Source organism: Cupriavidus sp. FW305-26 (assembly GCF_058787975.1).
The window spans coordinates 1-24,149 of sequence record NZ_JBYTAH010000092.1 but is presented as its reverse complement, the minus strand read 5'-3'; the positions used below and the strand labels follow the sequence as shown (position 1 = coordinate 24,149).

At 69.2% G+C, this 24,149-nt stretch carries 24 protein-coding genes; 15 read left to right on the top strand and 9 right to left on the bottom strand.

The annotated features are described in order from the left end of the window. Positions 1-9 precede the first annotated feature (9 nt). The gene (locus AC3WQZ_RS31995) at positions 10-1,464 is read left to right on the top strand and encodes an amidase (protein ID WP_058697341.1); all 1,455 of its coding nucleotides are present in this window, start codon (positions 10-12) and stop codon (positions 1,462-1,464) included. An 80-nt stretch (positions 1,465-1,544) separates the two neighbouring features. Then, positions 1,545-2,534, top strand: coding sequence for a Bug family tripartite tricarboxylate transporter substrate binding protein (locus tag AC3WQZ_RS31990; RefSeq protein ID WP_058697342.1), 990 nt, complete (start codon positions 1,545-1,547; stop codon positions 2,532-2,534). Positions 2,535-2,564: 30 nt separating this feature from the next. Here the strand turns inward: AC3WQZ_RS31990 and AC3WQZ_RS31985 are convergent, their stop codons facing one another. After that, on the bottom strand, positions 2,565-3,341 hold the full coding sequence (locus tag AC3WQZ_RS31985) for an NAD(P)H-dependent oxidoreductase (RefSeq protein ID WP_058697343.1): 777 nt from the start codon (positions 3,339-3,341) through the stop codon (positions 2,565-2,567). Between the two features lie 87 nt (positions 3,342-3,428). On the opposite strand from AC3WQZ_RS31985, the gene AC3WQZ_RS31980 reads away from it, so the two are divergent. Next, on the top strand, positions 3,429-4,322 hold the full coding sequence (locus tag AC3WQZ_RS31980; RefSeq protein WP_492301916.1) for a LysR family transcriptional regulator: 894 nt from the start codon (positions 3,429-3,431) through the stop codon (positions 4,320-4,322). A gap of 105 nt (positions 4,323-4,427) precedes the next feature. Then, complete coding sequence (locus tag AC3WQZ_RS31975; protein WP_010810825.1) at positions 4,428-4,814, top strand: nuclear transport factor 2 family protein; 387 nt, start codon at positions 4,428-4,430, stop codon at positions 4,812-4,814. Positions 4,815-4,954: 140 nt separating this feature from the next. Here the strand turns inward: AC3WQZ_RS31975 and AC3WQZ_RS31970 are convergent, their stop codons facing one another. Further along, positions 4,955-5,380 (bottom strand): RidA family protein, encoded by a 426-nt coding sequence (locus AC3WQZ_RS31970; protein ID WP_018315435.1) that lies wholly within the window; start codon positions 5,378-5,380, stop codon positions 4,955-4,957. A gap of 200 nt (positions 5,381-5,580) precedes the next feature. On the opposite strand from AC3WQZ_RS31970, the gene soxR reads away from it, so the two are divergent. Continuing rightward, positions 5,581-6,096, top strand: coding sequence for a redox-sensitive transcriptional activator SoxR (gene soxR / locus AC3WQZ_RS31965; RefSeq protein ID WP_010810823.1), 516 nt, complete (start codon positions 5,581-5,583; stop codon positions 6,094-6,096). Here the strand turns inward: soxR and AC3WQZ_RS31960 are convergent. After that, positions 6,059-6,436: a c-type cytochrome gene (locus AC3WQZ_RS31960; RefSeq protein WP_010810822.1), complete on the bottom strand. Its 378-nt coding sequence runs from the start codon at positions 6,434-6,436 to the stop codon at positions 6,059-6,061. The two genes, soxR and AC3WQZ_RS31960, sit on opposite strands and share 38 nt — an antisense overlap. A 178-nt stretch (positions 6,437-6,614) precedes the next feature. Between AC3WQZ_RS31960 and AC3WQZ_RS31955 the strand changes: the two genes are divergently transcribed. Both AC3WQZ_RS31955 and AC3WQZ_RS31950 read left to right on the top strand, forming a co-directional pair. Beyond that, positions 6,615-7,028: a hypothetical protein gene (locus AC3WQZ_RS31955; RefSeq protein ID WP_037024710.1), complete on the top strand. Its 414-nt coding sequence runs from the start codon at positions 6,615-6,617 to the stop codon at positions 7,026-7,028. 132 nt (positions 7,029-7,160) lie between these two features. Then, the gene (locus AC3WQZ_RS31950) at positions 7,161-7,820 is read left to right on the top strand and encodes a DsbA family oxidoreductase (protein ID WP_011617788.1); all 660 of its coding nucleotides are present in this window, start codon (positions 7,161-7,163) and stop codon (positions 7,818-7,820) included. Between the two features lie 77 nt (positions 7,821-7,897). Here the strand turns inward: AC3WQZ_RS31950 and AC3WQZ_RS31945 are convergent, their stop codons facing one another. Further along, complete coding sequence (locus tag AC3WQZ_RS31945; protein ID WP_439669407.1) at positions 7,898-10,186, bottom strand: nitric-oxide reductase large subunit; 2,289 nt, start codon at positions 10,184-10,186, stop codon at positions 7,898-7,900. Positions 10,187-10,220: 34 nt separating this feature from the next. Next, positions 10,221-10,928 carry an iron-sulfur cluster repair protein YtfE gene (gene ytfE, locus AC3WQZ_RS31940; protein ID WP_010810642.1) on the bottom strand — a complete coding sequence of 236 codons (708 nt, stop codon included), beginning with the start codon at positions 10,926-10,928 and terminating at the stop codon, positions 10,221-10,223. 151 nt (positions 10,929-11,079) lie between these two features. Here ytfE and norR point away from each other — a divergent pair, with 151 nt between their 5' ends. The 3 genes from norR (at position 11,080) to AC3WQZ_RS31925 (ending at position 15,084) form a co-directional block, all read left to right on the top strand. Further along, positions 11,080-12,645, top strand: coding sequence for a nitric oxide reductase transcriptional regulator NorR (gene norR / locus AC3WQZ_RS31935; protein WP_492293854.1), 1,566 nt, complete (start codon positions 11,080-11,082; stop codon positions 12,643-12,645). 148 nt (positions 12,646-12,793) lie between these two features. Next, on the top strand, positions 12,794-13,222 hold the full coding sequence (locus AC3WQZ_RS31930; RefSeq protein ID WP_010810644.1) for a polyhydroxyalkanoate granule-associated phasin: 429 nt from the start codon (positions 12,794-12,796) through the stop codon (positions 13,220-13,222). 245 nt (positions 13,223-13,467) lie between these two features. Then, a complete protein-coding gene (locus AC3WQZ_RS31925) occupies positions 13,468-15,084 on the top strand; it encodes a histidine kinase N-terminal 7TM domain-containing protein (protein ID WP_492301914.1) in 1,617 nt (538 codons plus the stop codon). Here the strand turns inward: AC3WQZ_RS31925 and ubiT are convergent. The 3 genes from ubiT to ubiU are packed head-to-tail and all read right to left on the bottom strand — an operon-like array spanning position 15,014 to position 17,501. Continuing rightward, on the bottom strand, positions 15,014-15,478 hold the full coding sequence (ubiT, locus tag AC3WQZ_RS31920; RefSeq protein ID WP_010810646.1) for a ubiquinone anaerobic biosynthesis accessory factor UbiT: 465 nt from the start codon (positions 15,476-15,478) through the stop codon (positions 15,014-15,016). The genes AC3WQZ_RS31925 and ubiT overlap by 71 nt on opposite strands. Further along, the gene (locus AC3WQZ_RS31915) at positions 15,475-16,407 is read right to left on the bottom strand and encodes a U32 family peptidase (RefSeq protein WP_492301912.1); all 933 of its coding nucleotides are present in this window, start codon (positions 16,405-16,407) and stop codon (positions 15,475-15,477) included. Before AC3WQZ_RS31915 ends, ubiT begins: the two co-directional genes overlap by 4 nt. 47 nt (positions 16,408-16,454) lie before the next feature. Further along, positions 16,455-17,501 (bottom strand): ubiquinone anaerobic biosynthesis protein UbiU, encoded by a 1,047-nt coding sequence (gene ubiU, locus AC3WQZ_RS31910; RefSeq protein WP_492301910.1) that lies wholly within the window; start codon positions 17,499-17,501, stop codon positions 16,455-16,457. 267 nt (positions 17,502-17,768) lie between these two features. Here ubiU and AC3WQZ_RS31905 point away from each other — a divergent pair, with 267 nt between their 5' ends. Continuing rightward, the gene (locus tag AC3WQZ_RS31905) at positions 17,769-18,926 is read left to right on the top strand and encodes an NAD(P)H-dependent flavin oxidoreductase (protein ID WP_010810649.1); all 1,158 of its coding nucleotides are present in this window, start codon (positions 17,769-17,771) and stop codon (positions 18,924-18,926) included. An 88-nt stretch (positions 18,927-19,014) separates the two neighbouring features. On the opposite strand, the gene AC3WQZ_RS31900 is transcribed toward AC3WQZ_RS31905, so the two are convergent. Then, positions 19,015-20,313, bottom strand: coding sequence for a hypothetical protein (locus AC3WQZ_RS31900; protein ID WP_439669410.1), 1,299 nt, complete (start codon positions 20,311-20,313; stop codon positions 19,015-19,017). A 342-nt stretch (positions 20,314-20,655) separates the two neighbouring features. On the opposite strand from AC3WQZ_RS31900, the gene AC3WQZ_RS31895 reads away from it, so the two are divergent. The 4 genes from AC3WQZ_RS31895 (at position 20,656) to AC3WQZ_RS31880 (ending at position 24,040) form a co-directional block, all read left to right on the top strand. Continuing rightward, complete coding sequence (locus AC3WQZ_RS31895) at positions 20,656-22,680, top strand: type IV pili methyl-accepting chemotaxis transducer N-terminal domain-containing protein (protein WP_058697357.1); 2,025 nt, start codon at positions 20,656-20,658, stop codon at positions 22,678-22,680. Then, positions 22,677-23,333 (top strand): response regulator, encoded by a 657-nt coding sequence (locus AC3WQZ_RS31890; RefSeq protein WP_010810652.1) that lies wholly within the window; start codon positions 22,677-22,679, stop codon positions 23,331-23,333. Before AC3WQZ_RS31895 ends, AC3WQZ_RS31890 begins: the two co-directional genes overlap by 4 nt. A 200-nt stretch (positions 23,334-23,533) precedes the next feature. After that, entirely contained in the window at positions 23,534-23,692 is a 159-nt protein-coding gene (locus tag AC3WQZ_RS31885; protein WP_010810653.1) for a DUF3309 family protein, read from the top strand. Between the two features lie 159 nt (positions 23,693-23,851). Beyond that, positions 23,852-24,040, top strand: a complete 189-nt coding sequence (locus AC3WQZ_RS31880; RefSeq protein ID WP_010810654.1) for a DUF3008 family protein — start codon at positions 23,852-23,854, stop codon at positions 24,038-24,040. The last annotated feature ends 109 nt before the right edge of the window (positions 24,041-24,149 follow it).

Here is a 24,149-nt window from a genome sequence, read left to right as displayed (position 1 = left end):
CCCCGAGCCATGGCGCCCACCCGGACCCCCGATCCCATCACCGAACTCGATGCCGTCGCCCTGTCGCGCGCCATCCATGCGCGCGAGGTCTCGTGCGTGGAAGTGCTCGATGCCTTCCTTGGCCAGATCGACCGCCACAACCCGCGCGTCAATGCCATCGTGGCTCCGGTGGAGCGCGACACCCTGCGCGCGCAGGCCGCCGGGCTCGACGCCGAACTGGCACGCGGCGCCAGCCGCGGCCCGCTGCACGGCTTCCCGCAGGCGCCCAAGGACATCAGCCCGGCCGCGGGCATGGTCACCACCAAGGGCTCGCCGATCTTCGCCGGGCAGGTCAGCGAGTACGACGCCGTGATCTTCGAGCGCATGCGCGCCGGCGGCGCGGTCTTCGTCGGGCGCACCAACTCGCCGGAGTTCGGCCTGGGCGGCCATACCTACAACCCGGTCTACGGCACCACCCGCAACGCCTTCGACCCGGCGCGTTCCGCCGGCGGCAGCAGCGGCGGCGCCGCGGTGGCCGTGGCGCTGCACATGCTGCCGGTGGCGGATGGCTCTGACATGATGGGGTCGCTGCGCACGCCCGCGGCGTTCAACCACGTGTATGGCCTGCGCACCTCGGTCGGCTGCGTGCCGCACGGCCCGGGCGACGAGGTCTTCTTCCAGCAGTTCAGCGTGGCCGGCCCGATGGCGCGCAACGTGCCGGACCTGGCCCTGCTGCTGTCGGTGCAGGCCGGCTTCGACGCGCGTCTGCCGCTGACGCACCGCGCCGAAGCGCCCGGCACCTTCACGCTGCCGCCCGAACGCGACTGGGCCGGCGTGCGCATCGGCTGGCTGGGCAACCTGGGCGGCCACCTGCCGACCGAAGCCGGCGTGCTAGATACTTGCGAGCAGGCGCTCACGCACCTGCGCACGCTCGGCTGCACCGTGGACACCGCGCTGCCCGAGTTCGACCTGGAGCGGCTGTGGCACGCGTGGATCGACCTGCGCAGCTTCTCGGTGGCTGGCGCCAACGCGGCGCTGTACCACGACCCGGCCAGGCGCGCGCTGCTCAAGCCCGAGGCCGCATGGGAGATCGAGCGCGGCCTGGCCCTGCCGGGCACGCGCGTGTACGAAGCCCTGTGCGAGCGCAGCGCGTGGTACCAGGCACTGCGCTCGCTGTTCGAGCGCTTCGACTACCTGGTGCTGCCGGCCGCGCAGGTGTTTCCGTTCGATGCCGACTGGGACTGGCCGCACACCATCGACGGCCGCGACATGGACACCTACCACCGCTGGATGCAGGTCGTGGTGCCGGCCACCATGGCCGGGCTGCCCGCCCTGGCCGCACCCGCCGGCTTCGGCCGCCAGGGCCTGCCGGCCGGCATCCAGATCATCGGCCCCGCGCAGGCCGACGCCGCCGTGCTGCAGCTCGGCCATGCCTATGACCAGGCCGGCGGCTTCTCGCGCGTGCGCAGCCCCTGGCTCGATTGAGCCTTCGGCTGGTCCCGGCCCCGCTTCGTATTGCTTCCGATTGCCTTCTATTCCTACAACTGCCGGCAGGAGTGCCAACGATGACCGCAATGCCCCCGAAGCCGTTTCTCGCCTGCGCCGCCGCCCTGACCGCGGTGCTGTCCGCAACGCCCGCCGCCGCGCAGGCCCAATCCTGGCCGGACCGACCGATCCGGCTGGTGGTGCCCTTCGCCGCGGGCGGCGCCACTGACGTGCTGGGCCGCCTGCTGGCAGTCGGCCTCGGCGAAAAGCTCGGCCAGTCGGTAGTGGTCGAGAACAAGCCCGGCGCCAGCACCGTGATCGGCGCCACCCAGGTATCCAAGGCCGCGCCCGACGGCTACACGCTGCTGCTGGCGGCCAGCACCACGCTGACGCTGAACCCGGCCATCCGCCAACACCTGGGCTACGACCCCATCAAGAGCTTCACCCCGCTGGGCCTGGTCGCCGACATGAGCCTGGTGCTGGTAGCCAACCCGGACACGCAGATCACCACGCTCAAGGATCTGGTGACGCAGGCCAAGGCCCACCCCGACAAGTTCTCCTACGGCTCGTTCGGCGCCGGCTCCTCGGTGCATTTCGGCGCGGAGATGCTCAAGTCCGCCACCGGCATCCGCATGGTCCACGTGCCCTTCAACGGCAGCGCCCCCAGCCTGACCGCGCTGGCCGGCGGCCAGGTGCAGGTCGCCGTCGATACCGTCGTGGCCACCCTGCCGCTGATCAAGGGCGGCAAGATCCGGCCGGTGGCGGTGCTGTCGCCGCAGCGACTGCCGGCGTTGCCGCAAGTGCCGACTGTCGCGGAGAGCGGGTATCCCGGCTTCCAGATGGGCACGTGGTTCGCGCTGCTGGCACCCGCGGGCCTGCCCGCGCCAGTACAGCAGAAACTGGAGAAGGCCCTGGCAGACGTCGCCAACGCGCCGGCTACCAAGGCACGCATGGTCGAACTGGCGCTGACGCCGGCTTATGGCAATGGCGCGGCGGTGAAGGCGCGGGTGGAGAAGGAATTGCCCGAGATGCGGGCGGTGGCGGCGCGGGCGGATATTCGGGCGGAGTAAGTCCACCAGGGCGGCCGTCGGTTGCCGTCCCTATTCCACATGCGCCGCGAACCCCACCGTTCCCGGCGCAACCTCCTCGCGAAGCGTCAGCTGCGGAATCCGGTAGTCCCCCGCGTTCTGCCGCCGGAACGGAATCGGAGCGGTCGTCCCCAGCGCATCCAGCCGCTCGCCCAACTCCTCGCGAATCCGAGCAAAGCGCGCCTCATCAACCTTGCTGGTCCGATACACCAGGTACGGCGGCAGCACGTCAAACCCGGGGTAGTACAGGATGCCGTGGTGGATCGGGAACAAGATGTCGTCGATCGGGCCATTGATCCCGCGCGGGCTGTAGTGCGATTCCCAGCCGCCGGTGGTAACGACCAGCATGGCACGCTTGCCGGCGAGGCTGCCCTCGCCATAGCGGTCGCCCCAGCGTTCGTCAGAGTGCTCGCCGACGCCGTAGGCAAAACCATAGGCGTAGACGCGCTCGACCCAGCCTTTCAGGATGGCCGGCATCGAGAACCACCACAGCGGGAACTGCAGGATAACCGTGTCGGCCCAGCGCAGCTTTTCCTGCTCATGCGCAATGTCATCGCTCTGCAGCCCGTTCTCGAACGCGTACTTGGAATCCAGTGACGGGTGGAAGGGCGCATCGCCCGGCTGCGCCTTGGTATCGGCGCCGTCGAGCTGGGCCTTCCATTGCATCGCATACAGGTCCGAGACCTGGACCTGGTGCCCGGCATCGCGCAAGCGCTGCACGGCAAAGTCGCGGATCGCCCCGTTGAGCGACCTCGGTTCCGGGTGGGCATAGACAAGCAATACATTCATGACAGCAGCTTCCAATGATTGAGTGAAACCAGCATAGGCCGTCGTCCGCTATATTAGAAATGAATATCCAATATCCCAGGTATTGCCATGACTAATCTCAGGCGGCTCGACCTGAACCTGCTGGTGACGCTGGATGTGCTGCTGTCCGAGCACAACGTGACCCGCGCGGCCCAGCGGCTGCACCTGTCGCAGCCTTCCGTCAGCGTGCACCTGTCCAGGCTGCGCGATTACTTCGGCGACCCGTTGCTGTTGCCGGGCCCGCGCGGCATGCGTCCCACCGCCAAGGCCGAATCACTGCGCGAACCTTTGCGCGAGGCGCTGGGCGCACTGGAGCATGCGGTTTCGTCCGATAGTCCGTTCGATCCCGCTGCCTCGACCCACACCTGGCGCGTGGCTGCGACCGACTACGGCGAATCGACCATCGTGCTGCCGGCGCTGCAGGCGCTGCGCATGGCGGCGCCCGGCGCGCGCCTGGCCGTGGTCGAGATGGTGCCGCCGCGCATCGCCCGGCAGGCCGAGCGTGCCGAACTGGACCTGGCCTTCCATACCACCGATGGCTCGCCGCCGGGCCTGCACCGGCGTGCGCTGTTTACCGAGCGCTATGTGCTGGTGGGCCGCGCCGGCCATCCGCGGCTGAAGCGGCGGCCCACGCTGGCGCAGTTCTGCGCGCTCGACCATGTGATTGTGTCGCCGGACGGTGGCGGCTTCTACGGCGTCACCGACGAGGCGCTGGTACTGGCCGGCATGCAGCGGCGTGTGGTGCTGTCAGTGCCCCACTTCCTGTTTGTCACGTCGGCCGTTGCCAGCACCGATCTGGTGGCGATGCTGCCCGAGCGGCTGGTGCGCGGCGTGCCGGGACTGAAGGTGGTGGACGCGCCGGTCGAAGTGCCGGGCTATGAGATGTCGATGTTGTGGCCAGAGCGCGTGCATCGCGATCCGGCACACCGCTGGCTGCGTGAACTCATCGCCACATCGGTCTGAGCGGTATCGGCTCACACTTTTGCATACAAAACTGGAATACAATCAGCCCTTTCAACGCTGCGGCATGGGGTGGTACCCGGTGCCGCCCCAGTTTTGGAGGAGACCATGACGTATTCAGAAACGGGCCTGACTTCCCGCCACGTGGCCGCGCTCGCACCGATCGAGGATTACCTGCAGGGCCATATCACCGGCAAGGCCGAGTTCATGTACAAGGCGTTTGCCGCCGACGCGCGCATCGTCTCGTTCCGTGATGGCAAGCTGCATTCGCTGACGGTCGAGGAATTCGCCTCGGCGCGCTGCCCCGGCCATCCCGCGGCGGACGAGGCGCAGCGCAAGCGTTTTATCACGCAGTTCGATGTGGTGGGCAATGCCGGTGTGGCCAAGGTGGTGCTGGAATACCCGGGCGTGACCTTCACCGACTACATGACGCTGCTGGAGATCGACGGCGTCTGGAAGATCGTCAACAAGACTTTCAGCGCCGCACCGCGCTGAAGATGGGACAGCTGCTGCGGCAAAGCGCCGCAGCGGTGCAGCCCAGGCCCTGCTTTGCGGCAGCAGGCAATCCTGCCCTTCATCCGCTCGCGCCCGACCACGCGCGCCACTTCGGCGATCACGCAGTCGTTGAGTTGCGTTCAGCCCGGCAGCACCGCCGTCGCTTCGATCTCGAACAGCATGTTGTCCAGCGCCAGCCGCGGCACCGGGATCAGCGTGCAGGCCGGCGTTGGCTTGTCGCCCCACATCTCGCGCAGCGCCGCACCGAAGGTGCGCAGGCGGTCGTGCGAGTGGTCGACCACCAGCACCGTGAGCTTGGCCACATCGCCCACGTCGGCGCCTGCCGCTTGCAGCGCGATGCGCAGGTTCTGCATGGCGCGTGCCACCTGGCGCGGGAAATCGAGCGGCAGGCAGCCGGCCGCGTCCTCACCGCCCTGCCCCGCGATATAGACGATGCGGGCCGGGCCTTCCACCATGGCCACATGCGAATAGCCGTTGGGCCGCGGGTCGTACAGGCCCTCGGGATTGATGAGGCTCAGCGAGGGATTGGGGCGGGCAACCGGCATGGTGGGCCTTGAAGGCAGCGCGGGCATAGAAGGAGAACGCAAGGATGAGGGCGAGAACGGGAACATGGTCATCAGCTCTGTATTTGAGGCGTGGCGAACAATGGAGTCGCAAGTATCAAACCTCAACCTAGATTGAGGTCAAGCGCAGCCTTGGTGTTAGCATGGGCATTCCTCCGTTCCACTGGTGTCTTCCACTGCCGATGGCCTCCGCGAACAAGCCCCCCTCACCGCGCCGGCGCCGTGCCGCGCCTTCCGAAGAACTGCTCTCCGTCGGCGAAGTCGCCGCGCGCACGGGCATTGCCGTATCCGCCCTGCATTTCTATGAATCGCGTGGCCTGATCGCCAGCACCCGCAGCGGCGGCAACCAGCGCCGCTATGCGCGTGCCGTGCTGCGGCGCCTGGCCGTGATCCGCGTGGCGCAGCGCATGGGGTTGCCACTGGCGGTGATCGCCGATGCCATGCAGAAGCTGCCGGACGGGCGTGCGCCCACCGCGGCCGACTGGCGCCGGCTGTCGGCGAGCTGGCGCGATGACCTGGATGAACGGATCCGGACGCTCACGCAATTGCGTGACCAGCTGGATGGGTGTATCGGGTGCGGGTGTCTGTCGTTGAAGGCGTGCCCGTTGCGGAACCCGCATGACGCGCTGGCCGGGGAAGGGCCGGGGCCGCATTTCCCGCCTACTGCAATGTCTGCAGGTAAGCCAGCAGATCGCTGATCTGCTTGTCGTCACTGAGCCCCCAGAAGCGCATCTTGGTGCCAGGCACGACCTTGCCGGGCGAATGGATGAAGGCACGCAGCGTGTCATGCGACCACACCACCTTTGAAGCGCGCATCGCCTCCGAATACTGGAAATCGCTGGTGCCGCCCGCGGCGCGGCCGAAGATGCCGTTCAGCTGCGGGCCAAAGCCTGCGCGCGCGTTGCGGCCGACGTGATGGCACGAGGCGCAGCGCGTGGCGAAGAGTGCCTTGCCGGCCTGGATATCGGCGGCAGTGGCTGCAGTGGGGATGGCGGTGAAGGCGGCCAGGGCCAGCAGGACAAAGGCGGTACGGCGCATGGAGCAGCTAGGGAAGGAAAGGGCTTCGGCAACGGGGTTGCATGATACAGGCGTAGCCAGGACGTCCCGGCCCTGCAGCGGGGTTACACCACGTCACACTTGCAACACTTCGCGCGTCCCATATTACAGGCCCGCCCCCTACAGTGAGCCCATGTCCAACGCCCCTTGGGAGGCAACCATGAAACGAATCATCGCAATGGCGGTAGCAGGTGGTGCAATGCTGGTGGCCAGCGCCGGGGCGTACGCCGGTGTGAATATCGATATCGGCATCGGCGTGCCGGGCGTGGTGGTGGCCCAGCCGGCGCCAGTCTATCGTCCAGCCCCGGTCTATGCCCCTGCGCCGGTGTATGCGCCGGCTCCGGTTGCCTATGCGCCCGGCCCGGTAGTGGTGGCACCGCGCCCCGTCGTGGTGGCACCGGTCCCGGTACGCTATGACTATGACCGCGGCTATCGCAGCGACTACCACCGGGGCTACTACCGGGAAGGCTACCGCGAAGGCTATCGAGACCACCGCCGCGACTGGCGCGAGCGCGAATGGGCACACCGTCATGGTCACAATGACGGCTACGGCCACGGGCGCCGCTGGGACTGACGGGTTCGTATGGGGCGGGCGCCACGGCCACGGCCGCGGCGCCCGCCTGCAAGGATTCGCCAGTCAGGCTACCCTGTCGGCAATTTCCAGATCCGGGCCGGGGCCATACCCCTGCCCATGCCAGGAGTAGCCATGCCCCAACCCATCAAGATCGACTTCGTCTCCGACATTGCCTGCCCCTGGTGCGCCATCGGCCTGTCTTCGCTGCAACTGGCGTTGCAGCGCCTTGGCGATGCGGTGGATGCCGAGATCGTCGTGCATCCGTTTGAACTCAACCCGGGGATGCGCCCGGAGGGCGAGGCGATCGTCGACTATCTCGGCAGGAAGTACGGGCGCACCCCGGCGCAGATCGCAGAGACCCAGGCCATGATCCGCGAGCGCGGCGCCGGCGTGGGCTTTCCGTTTGGCGAGCGCACCCATGTCTACAACACCTTCGACGCCCACCGGCTGCTGCATTGGGCGGGCCTGGAAGGCAAGCAGCTGCCGCTGAAGCTGGCGCTGCTGCGCGCTTACCATGCCGATGGCAAGGACCCGAGCAATCACGAGGTGCTGGTCGAAGCCGCGCAGGCCGTTGGCCTGGATGCCGCGGCGGCGCGCAAGGTGCTGGACAGCGATGACTATGCCGATGCGGTGCGCGCGGAAATCCAGGAGTACCAGCGCATGGGCATCCAGTCGGTGCCATCGATCATCTTCAACAACCGCTACCTGGTCACCGGCGGGCAGCCGGTGGAGGCTTTCGAGCAGGCCATCCGGGAAGTCGTGGCCGAGGCGCAGCAGGCTGGCAACAGTTGAGCCGCCACGCATCGGCAGGATAAAAAAGCCCGCCCGGAACCCCGGGCGGGCAAACACTGCCTCTCGCTCCCTATCTTTCAACGTGCCGCCGGCTTCATCCCTGCCGTCGCCGCATCTGCCGCCAGCGGCGTACGATTCGCCAGCCCCAGCACCACCTGCCAGGCAAACGACACCGCGCCGACGATAAACACCACGTCGCCGAAGGTGCGCACCCAGCGCAGGGTCTGCAGGATGGGCTGCTGCATGAAGGCCTCGCTGCGCGCATACCAGGTGCCATGCTCGACGCTGGCCAGGAACTGGATGATGCCGATCGGCAGCAGACTGGTGCCGATCATCAGCACCAGGCCGAGGTTCAGCCCCCAGAAGGCGGTCTTCATCAGCGTTGAACTGAGCCGGTAGGCCGGGCGCACGTAGCGCAGCACCAGCAGCGTGAAGCCCAGCGCCAGGAACCCGTACACCCCGAACAGCGCGGCATGGGCATGCACTGGCGTGGTGTTCTGTCCCTGGATGTAGTACAGCGCGATCGGCGGGTTGATCATGAAGCCGAACACCCCGGCGCCCAGCATGTTCCAGAACGCCACCGCGACAAAGCACATCAGCGGCCACTTCAGGTCTGCCATCCACGGCGCGCGCCGCTTCAGGCTCCAGTTCTCCCAGGCCTCATGGCCCAGCACGATCAGCGGCACCACTTCCAGCGCGCTGAAGGCGGCGCCCACTGCCATCACGGGCGTGGTGGTGCCGGCAAAGTACAGGTGGTGGAAGGTGCCGGGAATCCCGCCCAGCATGAACAGCGAGGCCGAGGCCAGGCTGGCGGCCGTTGCCATCGGGCGCGACACCAGGCCCAGCGTGGAGAAGATGAAGGCCAGCGCGGTGGTGGCAAAAACTTCGAAGAACCCTTCCACCCACAGGTGCACCACCCACCAGCGCCAGTACTCCATCACCGTCAGGCTGGTGCGTTCGCCGTAGGCCAGGCCCGCGCCGTAGAACAGGCCGATTGCCACCACCGACGAGGTCAGCAGCGCCAGCAGGTTGCGGTCGGTGCCGCGCGCGCGCAGCGCCGGCAGGATGCCGCGCATCATCAGCACCAGCCAGATCAGGATGCCGGCGAACTTGCCGATCTGCCACAGCCGGCCCAGGTCGACATACTCATAGCCCTGGTGGCCCAGCCAGAAGTTCAGGTGGGCAGGCAGCTTCTGCGCGATCGCCAGGTAGTTGCCGGTGAACGATCCCACCACCACGACCACCAGTGCCCAGAACAGGACGTCGACGCCCAGGCGCTGGTACTTCGGGTCCTTGCCGCCGTTGATCAGCGGCGCGAGGAACAGGCCCGCGGCCAGGAAGCCGGTGGCGATCCAGAACAGCGCGCTCTGGATATGCCAGGTGCGCACCAGTGCGTAGGGGAACCACTGCGAGACGTCGATGCCGTAGAACTTCTGGCCTTCGACGGTGTAGTGCGCGGTAAAGCCGCCCAGGAACACCTGGAACACGAATAACGCCACCACCAGGAACAGGTACTTGCCGAGCGCGCGCTGCGACGGCGTCAGCGCCACGGCCAGCAGCGGATCGCGTGCCGGCGCCTGCGGCGGCGCGTCTTCCTTGCCGCGCAGGAAGGCCCATGCCCATACCAGGAAGCCGACCCCGGCCAGCAGCACCACCACGCTGATTACCGACCACACCACGTTCTCGCTGGTGGGCTGGTTGCCGATCAGCGGCTCGTGCGGCCAATTGTTGGTGTAGGTGGCTTCGTGCCCCGGGCGCGCGGTCGATGCGGCCCACGCGGTCCAGAAGAAGAAGTGCGTGAGTTGTTCGCGGCGCTCGGCGCTGGGCAGCGTGTTCTCCTTCATCGCGTAGTGCTCGCGCGTGGTGTGCAGCGCCGGCGCGTCGGAGAAGAGCTGGTCGTAGTAGGCGGCGGTGTCGGCAATGGCCTGCGCGCGGCGCTTCGACACGGTCAGCACGTTGGTGGCCGGATCGGTGGCATTGCCGCGGTACTCGGTGCGCAGCTGCTCGCGCAGCGCGGCCTGCGCCGGCGCGTCGAGTTGCGCATAGGGCCGGCCGTTGGCGTCCTGCGCGGCCAGCTCCAGCCACGCGCTCAGTTCGCGGTGCAGCCAGTCGGCGGTCCAGTCCGGCGCCTGGTAGGCGCCGTGGCCCCAGATGGAGCCCAGCTGCATGCCGCCCACGGATTGCCAGGCGGTCTGGCCGTCCAGGATCTCTTCACCGGTGAAGAGCGTGCGGCCCTCGGTCGTGACGACCTTGGCCGGCATTGGCGGGGCCTGCCGGTACACCTCGACGCCGTAGTAGCCGAGCAGGGAGAACGTGACCGCCAGCACGGCGATCAGCAGGAACCAGAGTCTGCGGTAGGAACCCATGATGCGAAGTCGTTGGTTATGGTGGCGGGAGGGCTCAGGCGTGCGTCGAGCAACCGCAGCCAGTGGCTTGCGCGGCGGCGGTGGCGACCTCGAACAGCACGTTGTTTTCCAGGTGGATGTGTTCCATCAGGTCTTCGCGCAGCGTGCGCAGGCCCAGGTAGAGCGCGCGCCAGGTATTGCAGGCCGCGCGCGGCAACGTGATGTCGTTGGTCAGCGCCGCCAGCCGCTGCAACGCCACGCCGTGGTCGTCATGCTCGGCGCGCATCACCGTGATCGGCCGGCCCGCGGCGGCATGCAGGCCGCGCGACAACATCGGGAACAGCACCTGCTCTTCCTTCTGCATATGCGTTTCCAGCTCGCCCAGCATCTCGCTCAGGTGGTCGGCCAGGCCAAGCGGGCAATCGGGCCGGTCACCGTGCACCTGCTCGACGCGCCGCGCCAGGCGGATCAGCTCGGGCAACTGCTCGCGGTGGCGCGCATGGAAGCGCGTGAGGATATGTTCGATCAGCTCGGCCGGCGCCGCCGTGTTCCAGTCCTGTGCCGACGACCCTTCGTCCTGCAGCGCGCGCAGTTGGGCGTCGATGGTGCCGACGGCAGCCGCATCGAGACCCTTTTGCTGCGCGGCGTCGCGCAGGGTCTGCTTGCCTCCGCAGCAGAAGTCCAGCCCGTAGCCGTGGAAGATCCGGGTGGCACCAGGGATCAGGCGGGCCAGTTGGCCAAGCGAGTGGTCCTGCAAGGTCATGATGGTTGCTCCATGTGTAAGTTATGCCTGCACGACTTACGCGAGGAGCGTGCCTGAAAAAAACCTATCCAGATCAATGGGTTGAAACACTGACGGTAATTAATACCCTATACTTCTCGCGGTACTTATCACCCTTACGGTATTTTTAACCATGCTACCGAGCGCGATGTATCCCGAGTTGCTGGCCGACCTTGTCACCGACCTGCCGCATGCGGTGCGCCTGCAGCGGCTGGTCAGCATGCTGCGCACGCATTTCCGCTGTGGCGCGGTGGCGCTGCTGCGGCTGGAAGTAGACCACCTGCGCCCCGTTGCGGTCGATGGCCTGGTGCGCGATGCGCTGGGCCGGCGCTTTGCGGTCGGCCTGCACCCGCGCCTGGCCGCGATCCTGGCGCGGCGCGGGGTGACCTGCTTCCATCACGACAGCATGCTGCCCGACCCATACGACGGCCTGATCGACGAGCACGTTGGCGAGCCGCTGCCGGTGCACGACTGCATGGGCACCAGCCTGGCCGTGGACGGCCAGCCCTGGGGCGCGCTGACGCTGGATGCGCTGGCGATCGGCACCTTCGATGCCGCGGCCCAGGCCGAGCTGCAGCGGCTGACGGTGATCGTGGAAGCGGCCATCCGCACCACCCGGCTGGAAGGCGAGATCCGCGCGCTGCAGCTGGCACGCGGCACGCCCGAGGCCGACGAAGGCACGGCCCAGCATGGCGACATCGGCGGCGAGATCATCGGCCAGAGCGAGGCCATCGCCAACCTGCTGCATGAGCTGGAGGTGGTGGCCGATACCGACCTGCCGGTACTGCTGCTGGGCGAGACCGGCGTGGGCAAGGAGCTGTTCGCGCACCGGCTGCACCGCCAGTCGCGCCGGCGCGCGCAGCCGCTGGTGCATGTCAACTGCGCGGCGCTGCCGGAGTCGCTGGCTGAAAGCGAGCTGTTCGGCCACGCGCGCGGCGCGTTCTCGGGCGCGACCGGCGAGCGCCCGGGACGCTTCGAGGCCGCCGACGGCGGCACCCTCTTCCTCGATGAAGTCGGCGAACTGCCGCTGGCGATCCAGGCCAAGCTGCTGCGCACCCTACAGAACGGCGAGATCCAGCGGCTGGGCTCGGACCGCCCGCGCCGCGTCAACGTGCGCGTGATTGCCGCGACCAACCGCAACCTGCGCGAGCATGTGCGCGACGGCTCGTTCCGCGCCGACCTGTACCACCGCCTGTCGGTCTACCCGATCCCGATCCCGCCGCTGCGCGAGCGCGGCAACGACGTGCTGCTGCTGGCCGGGCGCTTCCTGGAGCTGAACCGCGCGCGCCTGGGGCTGCGCAGCCTGCGGCTGTCAGGCGGTGCGCAGGATGCGCTGCGCAGCTACCGCTGGCCCGGCAACGTGCGCGAGCTGGAACACGTGATCAGCCGCGCGGCGCTGCGTGCCGTCAGCCGTGGCGCGGGCCGCAATGACATCGTGACGCTGGAGCCTGAACTGCTCGACCTCGACGGACTGGAAGTGCCCGCGGCACACCATGCCGGCGCCGGCATGGCCAGCGCGTTCGCCGCCCCGGCGCTTGCTGCAGGCATCACCCTGCGCGACGCGGTCGAGCAAACCCAGCGCGCCTGCATCGAACAGGCATTGAAGGACCAGGGTGGCAATTGGGCGCAGGCAGCGCGCCAGCTGGGTATCGATGCCAGCAACCTGCACAAGCTGGCCAGGCGGCTGGGGTGCAAGTGACTGACACACTCGGGTGCCAGGATGCCGACATGGCGATGCGCGCCATTACCGCATAAGCTAGTCCGGGTGTGCCGCCCGCATGTCGGCATCGCCGTGTGCAGCAACTGCCGCCCCGCTGCGCGCACGCCCACCACCGGAGATTCCCGTGATGATGACCGCAATGCAAACCTTCTGGCCGCTCGGCTTCCGGCCGTTTCCCACCTTCTTCTCCGGCGCGCAGCAGGTCGAGGCCATGCAGGCCGACCTGGCGGACAACTGGCGCCGCATGGCCGAACTCAACCTGGAGTTCGCCCGCACCATGTATGAGGAGTTGCAGTTCGATGCCATGGGCGCGATCCTCGCGCCGGAGCCAGAGGCCTTCTATGCGCGCGAGATTGCCTGCGAGCTGCCGCTGATCGGCGGCCCGCTGCACTATGCATCGGCCATGCTGGAGCTGTACGCCCGGGCCCAGCAGAAGTGGATCGATGGCTGGGGCCACCTGCTGACGCGGGGCCTGATGCCTGACTGGCAAGACATGCAAAAGGACGTCACCGACGTCCCCTTCTGGCTGGTCCGCGAAACCCCGCGGCCGGCATGACCCGGCCGCCCCCGCCTTGCGCCGTCGCGGCGATCATCCCGATCTGTTCGCCCGACGCCAGGTAGTGGGGGGGCGCCTCGCCCCCCACTACCTGCCACCTGTTGCATCGGCGCACCCCACGGCCAAGCGAGCCGCGCAGCCCGGTATCATGCTGGCTGACGAGACCGCGGATCGCCGCAACGGGCGCGTGCGCCTTGCCGGGCGCCGGAGCCAAGGCCTGGGTCTCGGGACGCGCCCTCTTTTCCATGCCCTCCTACCCCCTGGTTCTCCTGCTTACCATCGCCTCGGTCGCCAGTGTCGGCATGGCCATTGCCACCTGGCCGCGGCGCGACGACCCGACGGTCCGGGCCTTCTTGGTGCTGGCCGGCGGCGCGGCAATCTGGAGCAGCGGCCGGCTGCTCGAGATCAGTTCGAGCGACCTGGCTGGACGTATCCTGTGGGCCAAGATCCAGTACGTGGGGATCGTTGCGGTGCCGATCGGCTGGCTGGTGGCGATGGTGCACCTGAGCCGCCCGCGCCATGTAGTGCCCTGGTCAAGGCTGTGGCTGCCCGTGCTGGTGGCCGTGGTCACCGTGGTGCTGGTATTCACCAACGAGCGCCACCACCTGATCTGGCGGCGCATCACGCTGATGCCGCCCGGCGTCGCGCCGGGCGCGGTCTTCGAACATGGCGCGGGCTATGCCGTCGCGGCCGCCTGGACCTACCTGCTGCTGGCGCTGAGCCTGTATTTCCTGGTCACCGCCGAGGTGCCCAACGACGCGCTGTCGCGCCGGGGGCGCGCCACCCTGGCCGCGGGCCTGCTGTTGCCGATGGCGGCGCATATTGCCTACATCTTGCGCTGGACCGGCCCGTTCGGCGGCGACCTGACGCCGGCGACTTTTTCGCTGATGGTCGCATTGCTGTGGTTCTGCGCGCTGCGCACGCACCTGGACGACATCGTCCACTATGCACGGCTGCGCGTGTTCAATGCCCTGGGTGAAGGCTGCGTCATCGTCGACAGGAAGGAGCTGGTCGTGGCGTTCAACCCGGCCGCGGCGCAGCAGTGCCCGGCCTTGCGCCACGGCCTGCGCCTGCCGGCAGCCTGGTACCCGGCGCTGCAACCTGCCCATGCCACCCCGGCGAACACGGCTGGCGCACCGTTCCTGCCACCGGGCTCACCGTTCGAGCTGACCGTGGAACCAGTGCGCCGCCTCGACGGCAGGCAGATCGGCACCTTGCTGTTCCTGCGCGACATCAGCCGCTTCCAGTCGCGCGAGCGGGCCCTGACCGCGCGGCTCGGCCAGACCGAAGAGCAGTTGTGGCAGGTGCAGGCCGACCTGGACATCGACGCCCTGACCGGCATCCGCAACCGGCGCTACTTCCAGCGCGAGTCGATCGCGGCCGTGACCCGGGCGTGCGAGCGCAGCCAGGCGCTGGGCCTGCTGATCCTGGATGTGGACCAGTTCAAGCAATACAACGACCTGCATGGCCACGTGGCCGGCGACGACTGCCTGCGGCAGATTGCCGGCGCCCTGGCCCGCACGCTCTCCGGCGAGCAGTTCTGCGCCCGGCTGGGCGGCGAGGAATTCGCGGCGGTGCTGCCCGGCGCCACGCGTGAAGAGACCCGTGACGTGGCGCGCCGCATGGTGGCCGTTGCAGCCGGTGGTCACCATCAGCGTGGGCGCGGTCTGGACCGTGCCGGAAGCGCCGCGGCTGGAGCCGCTGCTGCACCGCGCCGACAGCGCTATGTACCGGGCCAAGCGCGCGGGACGCAACCGCTTCATGCTGGACGGCGACGCCTGAGCGGCACGGCTACGACGCCGCACCTGCCCGCCCCACGGTGGCGCCATGCAAGGCCACCAGCCGCGCCGCCGCCTGGCTGACCCATGCAGGCCGCGGCGCGGCGTCGAGCCAGTACTTGACCTCCAGGCCCAGCGCGGTATCGCCGCTGATCACCAGCCGGCGCTGGAAGAACAGCGTGTCGGTATCGGCCTCGCCGCCCAGCAGGCGCAGGTAGTCGACCGCGCAGGCGCGCAGCGTCAGCTCAGGCTCGGCGTCCGCTGCCGCGGCACGAAAGCGCCCGCCTTCGCAGCGGAACGGCACGGCCAGCCCAAGGTCCTGCACCGTCAGCAGGAAGGCGTGTCCGTCCAGTGCGGCCGGTGGCTCCAGCCATCCCGCTCGGCGCGCCAGCTCCAGCGCCGCCACCAGCGGCAGCGCCCTGGCACGGGCGGGCATGCGCCGGTGCACGCCCGCGATCAGCTTGTGCAGCGCGCTCATGCCCGGGCCTCCCAGGCGATGCCCGCGCTGCCGTGCCAGTAGCCGTTGCAGGGCTGGGCGCCGGTCGGCGTGATGCCGCTGGCAGCGGGTGCCTGTTCACCAGCACGAATCGCCGCGAGCTGTTGCACCACCTGCAGCGTGCCGGACGAATGCGGGCTCACGCGCAGCATCCCCACCCCCATCCGCGCCATCGCCAACGCCTCTGCGCACAGGTCCAGGCAGGTGGCGCTCTGCGTCTGCACGCCGTTGAGCGTGAAGAACGCCTGCCCCTCGCCGGTGGCTGCCACCAGGCCGTCGGGATAGTCCATGCAGCGGAACTCGCAACTGTCCTTGCGCAGGCGATGGTGGCGCGCGGTAAAGCAGCGCGCCGAGAACGCCAGCGGCAGCCGGCCCCAGACAAAGGCTTCCAGGCGCATGCCGGTGGGGCGCGCCGCTGCCAGCGCGGCCAGTGTGGCGCCCTCCATCTCCACCGGCGCGACGCAGCCGGCCGCGCCCAGCCCGGCCAGCCACGCCAGCGTATCGGCGTGGTAGGCATTGAGGTGGGGGCCGCCGACAAAGGGCCGCCCTTGCATGCAGCGCACCGCGCCAAGGTCGTTGGCCTCGACCAGGTAGTCGTCCTGGGCGCAGGCGCGGCGCATCCAGGCGATGTCAGTGTCGGACTCCACCAGCACCGGCGTGGACAGCACCACCTCCTTGCCGGCATCGCGCAGCATTTGCGCAATCTCCAGCCATTGCGCATGGCGGACTTCATGGCGGCGCGTGCAGACGGTCTCGCCGAGATAGACGCGGTCGACCGGCGCATCGGCGACCGACGCATAGAACTGCATCACGGCCTCGCGCGGCCAGTAGTACAGCAGTGGGCCCAGGGCGATGCCGAAGTCGGGCATCGCTACGGTTTGCGGCATCGCGGCCGCGGCAATCTCTGGCATGGGAAGCTCCGTCATGGCCGGTTCAAGGCAGATCGATGTCATGGGTGTCACCGCCACGGCCGGTCATAGGCGCCTTGCGTGACCTGGTCGCCTTCGGCATGGCGCCCCAGCGTGCTCTGCCACTCTTGCCGCGGCACGAAGCGTGCCGGATCGGCGCAGGCCGCGTCGATGGCCGCGCGCAGCACACCGACCACATCGCCCACATAGCGCGGGCTGCGCTGCCGGCCTTCGATCTTGATGGCAGCGATGCCCATGTCGATCAGCGCCGGCAGCAGCGACAGCGCATTAAGGCTGGTGGGCTCTTCCAGCACGTAGCCGCGCTCGCCCTCCACCTCGAAGCGGCCCTTGCACAGCGTGGGATAGCCGGCCGGCTCGCCCGGCGCATAGCTGTCGATCAGGATGCCCGACAGCCGCGCCTGCATGGTGCCGTCCTGCTCGGTCCAGCGCACCGCGTGCGCGGGCGAGCAGACGCCCTTGTTGTTGGGCGAGTCGCCGGTGGCGTAGGACGACAGCAGGCAGCGCCCCTCGGCCATCACGCACAGGCTGCCGAAGCCGAACACCTCCAGCTCCACGCTGGTCTGGCGCGCCAGCTTGCCGATCTGCGCCAGCGACAGCACGCGCGGCAGCACCACGCGGCGGATATGGAAGCGCTCGCGCATCAGCTCGATGGCGTCGGCGTGCGTGGCCGAACCCTGCACCGACAGGTGCAGGCGCAAGCCCGGATGGCGCTCGCACGCATAGTCCATCAGGCCGGCGTCGGCCATGATGACCGCGTCGGCGCCAAGGTTTGCCGCCGCATCGACCGCGCGCTGCCATTGGGCCACCGCGCCCATCTGGGCAAAGGTGTTGATCGCGAACAGCACCTCGGCGCCGCGCGCGTGGGCTTCGGCCACGCCGGTGCGGATGTCGGCCTCGGTAAAGTTCAGGCCGCCGAAGTTGCGCGCGTTGGTGGCATCGCGCAGGCCCAGGTAGACCGCGTCGGCGCCGTGCTGCAGCGCCATGCGCAGGGCCGCCAGCGAACCGGCGGGCGCAACGAGCTGGGGCCGGCGCGGCACGTTCGCCGCGGTGGATGGAGCTGGGGAGGCAGGGGTCATCGGTGATGGCGCCGGCGGCGGCGCGAAGATGAAGACAGCCGCCGATGCTAGCCAAGCGCTTGCAGCAGGGGCTTGACCGCGCGCAAACCCACGCCAACCGCACACCGCCCGCGCCGGCCTATGCCGGTCGGCGTAGGCCGATGGCAGGCCACCACCGCGCGCTTGACCTGCGGCAAACGCCGGCACGTGCCACTGTGCCACGCTTGCCTGGTCATCCACGCGGCTGGCCGCACGCCGGCCCCGCGCCCATCCTCTTCCGGAGATTTTATGAATCAACCCTGGCTCAAGCTGGCCGGCCGCCGCCTGCTGCCCATCGTGCAGGGCGGCATGGGCATCGGCATCTCGGCCCACCGGCTGGCCGGCGCCGTCGCGCGCGAGAACGGCGTCGGCACCATCGCCAGCATCGACCTGCGCCACCACCACCCCGACCTGATGGAACGCACCCGCGGCAGCCGTGACAAGCCCGCCATCGAAGCCGCCAACCTCGAAGCGCTGGATCGCGAGATCCGTGCCGCGCGCACGGCGTCCGAGGGCCGCGGGCTGATCGCCGTCAACGTGATGAAGGCGGTGGGCTCGCACGCCGCGCTGGTGCGGCAATCCTGTGAAAGCGGCGCCGATGCCATCGTCATGGGCGCTGGCCTGCCGCTGGACCTGCCCGAACTGACCGCCAGCCACCCCAGGGTGGCGCTGATCCCGATCCTGTCCGAGGCGCGCGGCATCGGCCTGGTGCTGCGCCGCTGGATGAAGAAGGGCCGCCTGCCCGATGCCATCGTGGTCGAGCATCCGGCCCATGCCGGCGGCCATCTGGGCGCGGCCAGCATCCAGGACCTGTCAGAGCCGCGCTTTTCGTTTTCGCGCGTGCTGGCCGAATGCCGCGAGCTGTTTGCGCAGCTCGGGCTGGCCTGGGACAGCATTCCGCTGATCCTGGCCGGCGGCATCGACAGCCATGCCAAGGTGCGCCACTGGCTGGGCGAGGGCGCCGCCGCGGTGCAGCTGGGCACGGCCTTCGCCGTGACCGAGGAATGCGATGCCCACCCGGCCTTCAAGCAGGTGCTGGCCACGGCGCGGCCCGAGACCCTGCGCGAGTTCACCAGCGTGGCCGGGCTGCCCGCGCGCGCCGTGCTGACGCCGTGGCTGTCGCGCTACCTGTCGAGCGAGTCGCGGCTGCAGCGCCGCGCCAGGCCGCGTGAATGCCTGGAGGGCTTCGACTGCCTGCAGGCGTGCGGGCTGCGCGACGGCATTGCCCGCATCGGCCAGTTCTGCATCGACCTGAAGCTGGCGCAGGCCGTGCGCGGCGACGTGGAGCGCGGCCTGTTCTTCCGCGGCCGGGGTGCGCTGCCCTTCGGCGAGGCGATCCGGCCGGTGGCGGAACTGATGCACTATCTGTTGACGGGGGAAAAGCCCGCCGGGCTGGCGCCAGCCTGACGGCAACAGCTTCAGCAATCTGAGCGAGCCAACTCGCAAGGCCGGCAAGTGCAACGGGCGCCGCACACCCGCAGCAGGAAAGACTTTGTCAGCAATCTGAGCGCGGCGGTAATCCGCCGCGCTTCTTCATCTCCCGCATGCATCGCAACGCTCCCAGCAGTTGCCACCCCAGCCACGCATTGGCGCCCGCCAGCAGCACGCCGCCAGCGCGGGCCAGCGGCGCCGGCGCCAGCGGCACCGCCAGCAGCAGGACGTAGGCAGCCAGCAGCAGCCATGCCTGCCGCCGTTGCCGGCCCGGCACGATGATGGCCTGCATGGCCGGCACCCGCGCGCGCGGCGGCAGCAGCCGGCGCAGGTGCAGCCAGGCCAGGAACGGCACGATCTTGCCGAGCATGGCCGTGACCGGCAGCACGCCCACGCCGACCAGCGCCATGGTGCCGGCCCACCATGCCAGCGGCAGCCCGGTGGCGGGCAGCACCACGGCCGCCGCCCCCAGCAGCGCCGCGCCTGCCATGCTGGCGCATGCCACCGGCCAGAGCAGCCACAGCGGATCATGGCGCCGCCGCGCGCGCAGCGTGCCGGCCAGCCCGCATGCGCCCACCACCGCCACGAACGCCAGCCACACGAGCAGCACGCCATACGCCAGCGCACGGTGATCCGGCCACAGCATTGCCGCGGCGCTGAACAGCGCCAGCGGCAACCAGTGCGCCATGGGCAGCCAGCGCCCGATCGCCGCCGGCAGGCGTGGCACCTGCCAGAACATCGGCAGCACGGTGGTGGCCACGCCGGTCACCAGCGCCGCCAGCCAGCCGCCCAGCGCCCACGCCATATGCAGGCCGAGCCAGCGCGCCACCGGCACGCGCCACCAGCCGCCGAAGGCGCCGGCCAGCACCATGCCGCACAGCACCGCGACCATCAGCGGCGCGCCGATGCCGGCAAGGGTGCGCGTGGTGGCATCCACTGCGGCCACGCGCCGGCCCGCAGCCAGCAGGATGGCCCCGGCCAGCAACAGGATCACGGCCACGGCCGCAGCCGCCTGCATCGCCACAGGCTCGCCGCCGAGCAGGCCAATGCCCAGGGCAGTGGCCACGCCCGCGCCGGCCGCGGCCATGAACGGCGCAAGCAGCCCCGCACCCGGCACGGCCACGCCGGCCACCACCGGCATCATCTGGAACAGCGCGCCCACCATGACCGGCAGCAGCATGCCCAGCGCCAGCACATGCACAGCCACCAGCGCCAGTGGCGCAAAGCGGTCCGGCAAGCCGCCGGGCGGACCGGCGGCAAGCAAGACTCCCGCCGCAGCACCAAGCCACGGCGCCGGCATCAGGCAGCCGAACACCACGGCCAGGCGCGGGGCGCGTTCATAGTCGAAACTGGCTGCCTTCACGCCTTGCTTCTCCCCATCAATGTTGGGACCCGATGCTAGGCCAGGGCAGGTCGTGGGGATTTGACCGCAGATAAGTCCGACGATGTATCCCCGCGCCATGCGGTGGAGCGATATGTCACGACGTGACAGGCCTGGTGTGTGGGCGGTATTCCCCGCAAATGACAAGCCGATGCGCCGCCGGCCGCACATGCCAGACGCCGAAGCCGGGTTTTCTTGATCTGGCGCAGGAAGCCCCGCGTGCTGCGCAGGGAAAATTGCCCTCGATGCCAGCGCGCAGCCATGCACGCGCCGGCCGCCGGGCCACCACCCGGCTTCCCCCGACTGGTAGCCCCCGATACCGCCATGTTCCGAACCGATCCTCCAGCCGCCAGCGCCGCGGCGGACTTCCGCGCTGCCGGCCTGCCGGCGCTGCGCGACCGCCTCTCCACCCGCATCATCTCGCTCTCGCTGGCCGTGCTGCTGGTGGTGCTGGGCATGATTGCCGGCACGCTGTGGCTGTCATGGAAGCTGGAGGGCGCGGGTGCCGCCATCAATGACGCCGGCAGCCTGCGCATGCGCGCCAACCGCGTGGCGATCGAACTGACGCTGGCGCAGGCGCGCCAGGACAATGCACTGGCCGAGCAGGTGCAGGCGCTGGACGCCACGCTGGCCCTGCTCAGGAAAGGCGACGCGGCGCGCCCGCTGTTCCTGCCGGACGAACCCGCCATCCATGCCCAGATGACCCGTGTCACGCAGGGCTGGCAACAACGTCTGCGCCCTCTGGCGGTAGCCGGAACGGGCGAGCACGCAGCGCCGGCAAGCTATATCGCCGCACTGCCCGGCTTCGTCGCGCAGGCCGATCGCCTGGTTGGCATGATCGAGCATGACAGCGCGCGCAAGACCGACTGGCTGCGCTTGTCGCAGATCGCGCTGGCGGCAATGGCCTGCGTCGGCACCGTGGCCGTGATCTACCTGCTCTACCTGTGGATCATCCTGCCGGTGCTGCGGCTGCAGGACGGCCTGCGGCGCATGGCCGCGCGCGAGTTCTCGCTGCGCCTGCCGGTGGAAAGCCGCGACGAGTTCGGCACCCTCAGCGAAGGCTTCAACCGCATGGCCGGCGAACTGCAGGGGCTGTACCACGACCTGGAGACGCGCGTGGCACAGAAGACCGCCGAGCTGGAACGCCAGAACCGCGACCTGGAGACGCTCTACGACATGGCCGCCTTCCTGAACCAGGCCGCCGATGCCGAGGCCATGGCGCGCGGCTTCCTGGAACGCGTGATGCGCCAGTTCGATGCCGATGGCGGCAGCGTGCGCGTGCTGGACAGCCGCCATGGCAGGATGCACCTGCTGGCAGCCGCCGGCCTGCCGGCCGCGCTGGCAGAATCCGAATCCTGCGCGGCGGCCAACGCCTGCCATTGCGGCGACGCCACGCGCGAGGCCGTGGTCGCCATCGTCGACCTGCGCGCGGCGCAACGCCAGGGCGCCGCCGGGGATGCCACGCCCTGCAGCCGCAACGGCTTCCAGTCGCTGGCGGCCTTCCGCATCGAAAGCCAGCGCGGCGCCACCGGCGTGTTCGCGCTGCACTTCCGCACGCCGCGCGCGCTGCCCCCGTCAGACCGCCAGATGCTGGAAACACTGGGCCAGCACCTTGGCACCGCGCTGGAACACCTGCGCCTGTCCGCGACCGCGCGCCAGCTGGCGGTGGTGGAAGAGCGCAACCTGGTGGCGCAGGGCCTGCACGACAGCATTGCCCAGGGCCTGAACTACCTGAACCTGCAGGTGCAGCTGCTGGACGCCGCGGTCGAACGCGACGACCTGGCCGAGACCCGTGAGATCGTGCCGATGCTGCGCCACGGCGTGGAAGAGAGCTACCAGGACGTGCGCGAACTGCTGAACAACTTCCGCTCGCGGCTCGGCACCGGCGAGCTGCGACCGGCGGTGGAAGAGACCGTGGGCCGCTTTCGGCGCCAGTGCCGCACCGAGGCCACGCTCGCCATTGACGAGAGCGGCGGCGCCTGGCCGCTGGCGCCGGAGCAGCAGCTGCAGGTGCTGTTCATCCTGCAGGAGGCGCTCTCCAATGTGCGCAAGCACGCCATGGCGGCGCACGTGGCGGTGGCGCTCAGCCACGGCCGCGATTTCCGGCTGGTGGTGCAGGACGACGGCGAGGGCTTCGATCCGGAGGAAATCGCCACGCGCGCCGAAGCGCATATCGGCCTGAACATCATGCGCGAGCGCGCGGCGCGGCTGGGGGCGCAGCTGCACGTGCAGGCCCGCCCCGGCCACGGCGTGCGCATCGAACTGGTGCTGCCCGCCGGCCGCTCTTCCGGCGCCCGCGAGTTCGCCGACACCCGCCCCGCCCCCACGACCACCGAGACCCAGCCATGACCATCCGCATCCTGCTGATCGACGACCACACCCTGTTCCGCTCCGGCATCCGTGCGCTGCTGCAGCGGCAGGCCGACTTCGAGATCGTCGACGAAGCCGCCGACGGCGTGGAAGGCATCAAGCGCGCCAAGCAGCACCGTCCCGACGTGATCCTGCTGGACCTGAACATGCCCGGCCTGTCCGGCCTGGAGGCCCTGCAGCTGCTGGTGGAAGACCTGCCGCGGACCGCCGTGATCGTGCTGACCGTGTCCGAGGAAGCCGAGGAACTGGCTGCCGCGCTGCGCGGCGGTGCGCGCGGCTACCTGATCAAGAATATCGAGACCGAGGCGCTGATCGCCGGCATCCGCCGTGCCGCGGCCGGCGAGCCGGTCATCTCCGACAGCATGACCGCCAAGCTGGTGGCCCAGTTCCGCGCTCCCGCACCGGTGGCCGCGGCGCGCCAGGACGAAGCGCCGCGGCTGACCGCGCGCGAGCGCGAGATCGTGCAGGGCCTGGCGCGCGGCGAAAGCAACAAGGAGATCGCGCGCGACCTGGGCGTGGCGGAAAGCACGGTGAAGATCCACGTGCAGAACATCCTGAAGAAGCTGAACCTGGCCAGCCGCGTGCAGGTGGCCGTCTATGCCGTCGAACACGGGCTGAACGCAGCGTGCTGAACGCGGCGCAGCGACCGCCACGACAGCCCTGCATGTTGCGCGCCCGGCACCCCAACGTCGTCCGATTCCTACAGCGATTTCAGCCCTAGTCCGGGGGGACGCCGGCGCCCCCTGATCTAGGCTGAACTGTAAGCAGTTGGCTCTCCGAGGCCACCCGGTCCGGAAGCCCGGCTTGCCAGATCCACAACAAGGAGCACGCCATGGGAATCGGCACCATTCTCCTGATCATCCTTATCCTGCTGCTGATCGGCGCGTTGCCGGCCTGGCCCTACAGTTCCGGCTGGGGCTACTGGCCTAGCGGCGGCCTGGGCCTGATCGTCCTGATCGTGGTGCTGCTCGTGGTGCTTGGCCGGATCTAGCGTTCCCGGCCAGCCTGCGGGCAACGCACGCCGGCTGGCGCACGCAGCGGCGCCAGCGCGAGGCTACCCTTGTCGCTGCCGCGCCGGCGCCCTATAACGAAGCGCGGGCGTGTGCCACCGCATCGCCCGGTTCCTTCCCCCATTTGCAAGGAGACCCAGATGCCAGCCAAATCCAAGGCGCAACAGCAGGCCGCGGGAGCGGCGCTCTCCGCAAAGCGCGGCGAAAAGAAGGCCGGATCGCTCAAGGGACCTTCCCGCTCGATGTATAAATCGATGAGCGAGAAGGAACTCGACAAGATGGCTTCGACCAAGACCAAGGGCATGCCGAAGCACAAGTCAGACAGTTGATCGGCAAGCTTGCTCACTCTCCCGCCCGTGGGCGAGTGAGCAAGCCCAAGCGGGCTGCCAGGGCCAGCCACCACCTGCTATCTGGCACCGCCCTTCTTTCCCCCGACCC

Coding starts and splice junctions, on each gene's coding strand:
- AC3WQZ_RS31960 (WP_010810822.1), bottom strand. CDS start 6,436: ATGCGCCGTACCGCCTTTGTCCTGCTGGCCCTGGCCGCCTTCACCGCC.
- AC3WQZ_RS31945 (WP_439669407.1), bottom strand. CDS start 10,186: ATGGGTTCCTACCGCAGACTCTGGTTCCTGCTGATCGCCGTGCTGGCG.
- AC3WQZ_RS31985 (WP_058697343.1), bottom strand. CDS start 3,341: ATGAATGTATTGCTTGTCTATGCCCACCCGGAACCGAGGTCGCTCAAC.
- AC3WQZ_RS31885 (WP_010810653.1), top strand. CDS start 23,534: ATGGGAATCGGCACCATTCTCCTGATCATCCTTATCCTGCTGCTGATC.
- AC3WQZ_RS31970 (WP_018315435.1), bottom strand. CDS start 5,380: ATGCCGGTTGCCCGCCCCAATCCCTCGCTGAGCCTCATCAATCCCGAG.
- AC3WQZ_RS31980 (WP_492301916.1), top strand. CDS start 3,429: ATGACTAATCTCAGGCGGCTCGACCTGAACCTGCTGGTGACGCTGGAT.
- soxR (WP_010810823.1), top strand. CDS start 5,581: ATGGCCTCCGCGAACAAGCCCCCCTCACCGCGCCGGCGCCGTGCCGCG.
- ubiU (WP_492301910.1), bottom strand. CDS start 17,501: ATGACCCCTGCCTCCCCAGCTCCATCCACCGCGGCGAACGTGCCGCGC.
- ytfE (WP_010810642.1), bottom strand. CDS start 10,928: ATGACCTTGCAGGACCACTCGCTTGGCCAACTGGCCCGCCTGATCCCT.
- norR (WP_492293854.1), top strand. CDS start 11,080: ATGCTACCGAGCGCGATGTATCCCGAGTTGCTGGCCGACCTTGTCACC.
- AC3WQZ_RS31955 (WP_037024710.1), top strand. CDS start 6,615: ATGAAACGAATCATCGCAATGGCGGTAGCAGGTGGTGCAATGCTGGTG.
- AC3WQZ_RS31915 (WP_492301912.1), bottom strand. CDS start 16,407: ATGCCAGAGATTGCCGCGGCCGCGATGCCGCAAACCGTAGCGATGCCC.
- AC3WQZ_RS31895 (WP_058697357.1), top strand. CDS start 20,656: ATGTTCCGAACCGATCCTCCAGCCGCCAGCGCCGCGGCGGACTTCCGC.
- AC3WQZ_RS31925 (WP_492301914.1), top strand. CDS start 13,468: ATGCCCTCCTACCCCCTGGTTCTCCTGCTTACCATCGCCTCGGTCGCC.
- AC3WQZ_RS31990 (WP_058697342.1), top strand. CDS start 1,545: ATGACCGCAATGCCCCCGAAGCCGTTTCTCGCCTGCGCCGCCGCCCTG.
- ubiT (WP_010810646.1), bottom strand. CDS start 15,478: ATGAGCGCGCTGCACAAGCTGATCGCGGGCGTGCACCGGCGCATGCCC.
- AC3WQZ_RS31930 (WP_010810644.1), top strand. CDS start 12,794: ATGATGACCGCAATGCAAACCTTCTGGCCGCTCGGCTTCCGGCCGTTT.
- AC3WQZ_RS31905 (WP_010810649.1), top strand. CDS start 17,769: ATGAATCAACCCTGGCTCAAGCTGGCCGGCCGCCGCCTGCTGCCCATC.
- AC3WQZ_RS31975 (WP_010810825.1), top strand. CDS start 4,428: ATGACGTATTCAGAAACGGGCCTGACTTCCCGCCACGTGGCCGCGCTC.
- AC3WQZ_RS31880 (WP_010810654.1), top strand. CDS start 23,852: ATGCCAGCCAAATCCAAGGCGCAACAGCAGGCCGCGGGAGCGGCGCTC.
- AC3WQZ_RS31950 (WP_011617788.1), top strand. CDS start 7,161: ATGCCCCAACCCATCAAGATCGACTTCGTCTCCGACATTGCCTGCCCC.
- AC3WQZ_RS31890 (WP_010810652.1), top strand. CDS start 22,677: ATGACCATCCGCATCCTGCTGATCGACGACCACACCCTGTTCCGCTCC.
- AC3WQZ_RS31995 (WP_058697341.1), top strand. CDS start 10: ATGGCGCCCACCCGGACCCCCGATCCCATCACCGAACTCGATGCCGTC.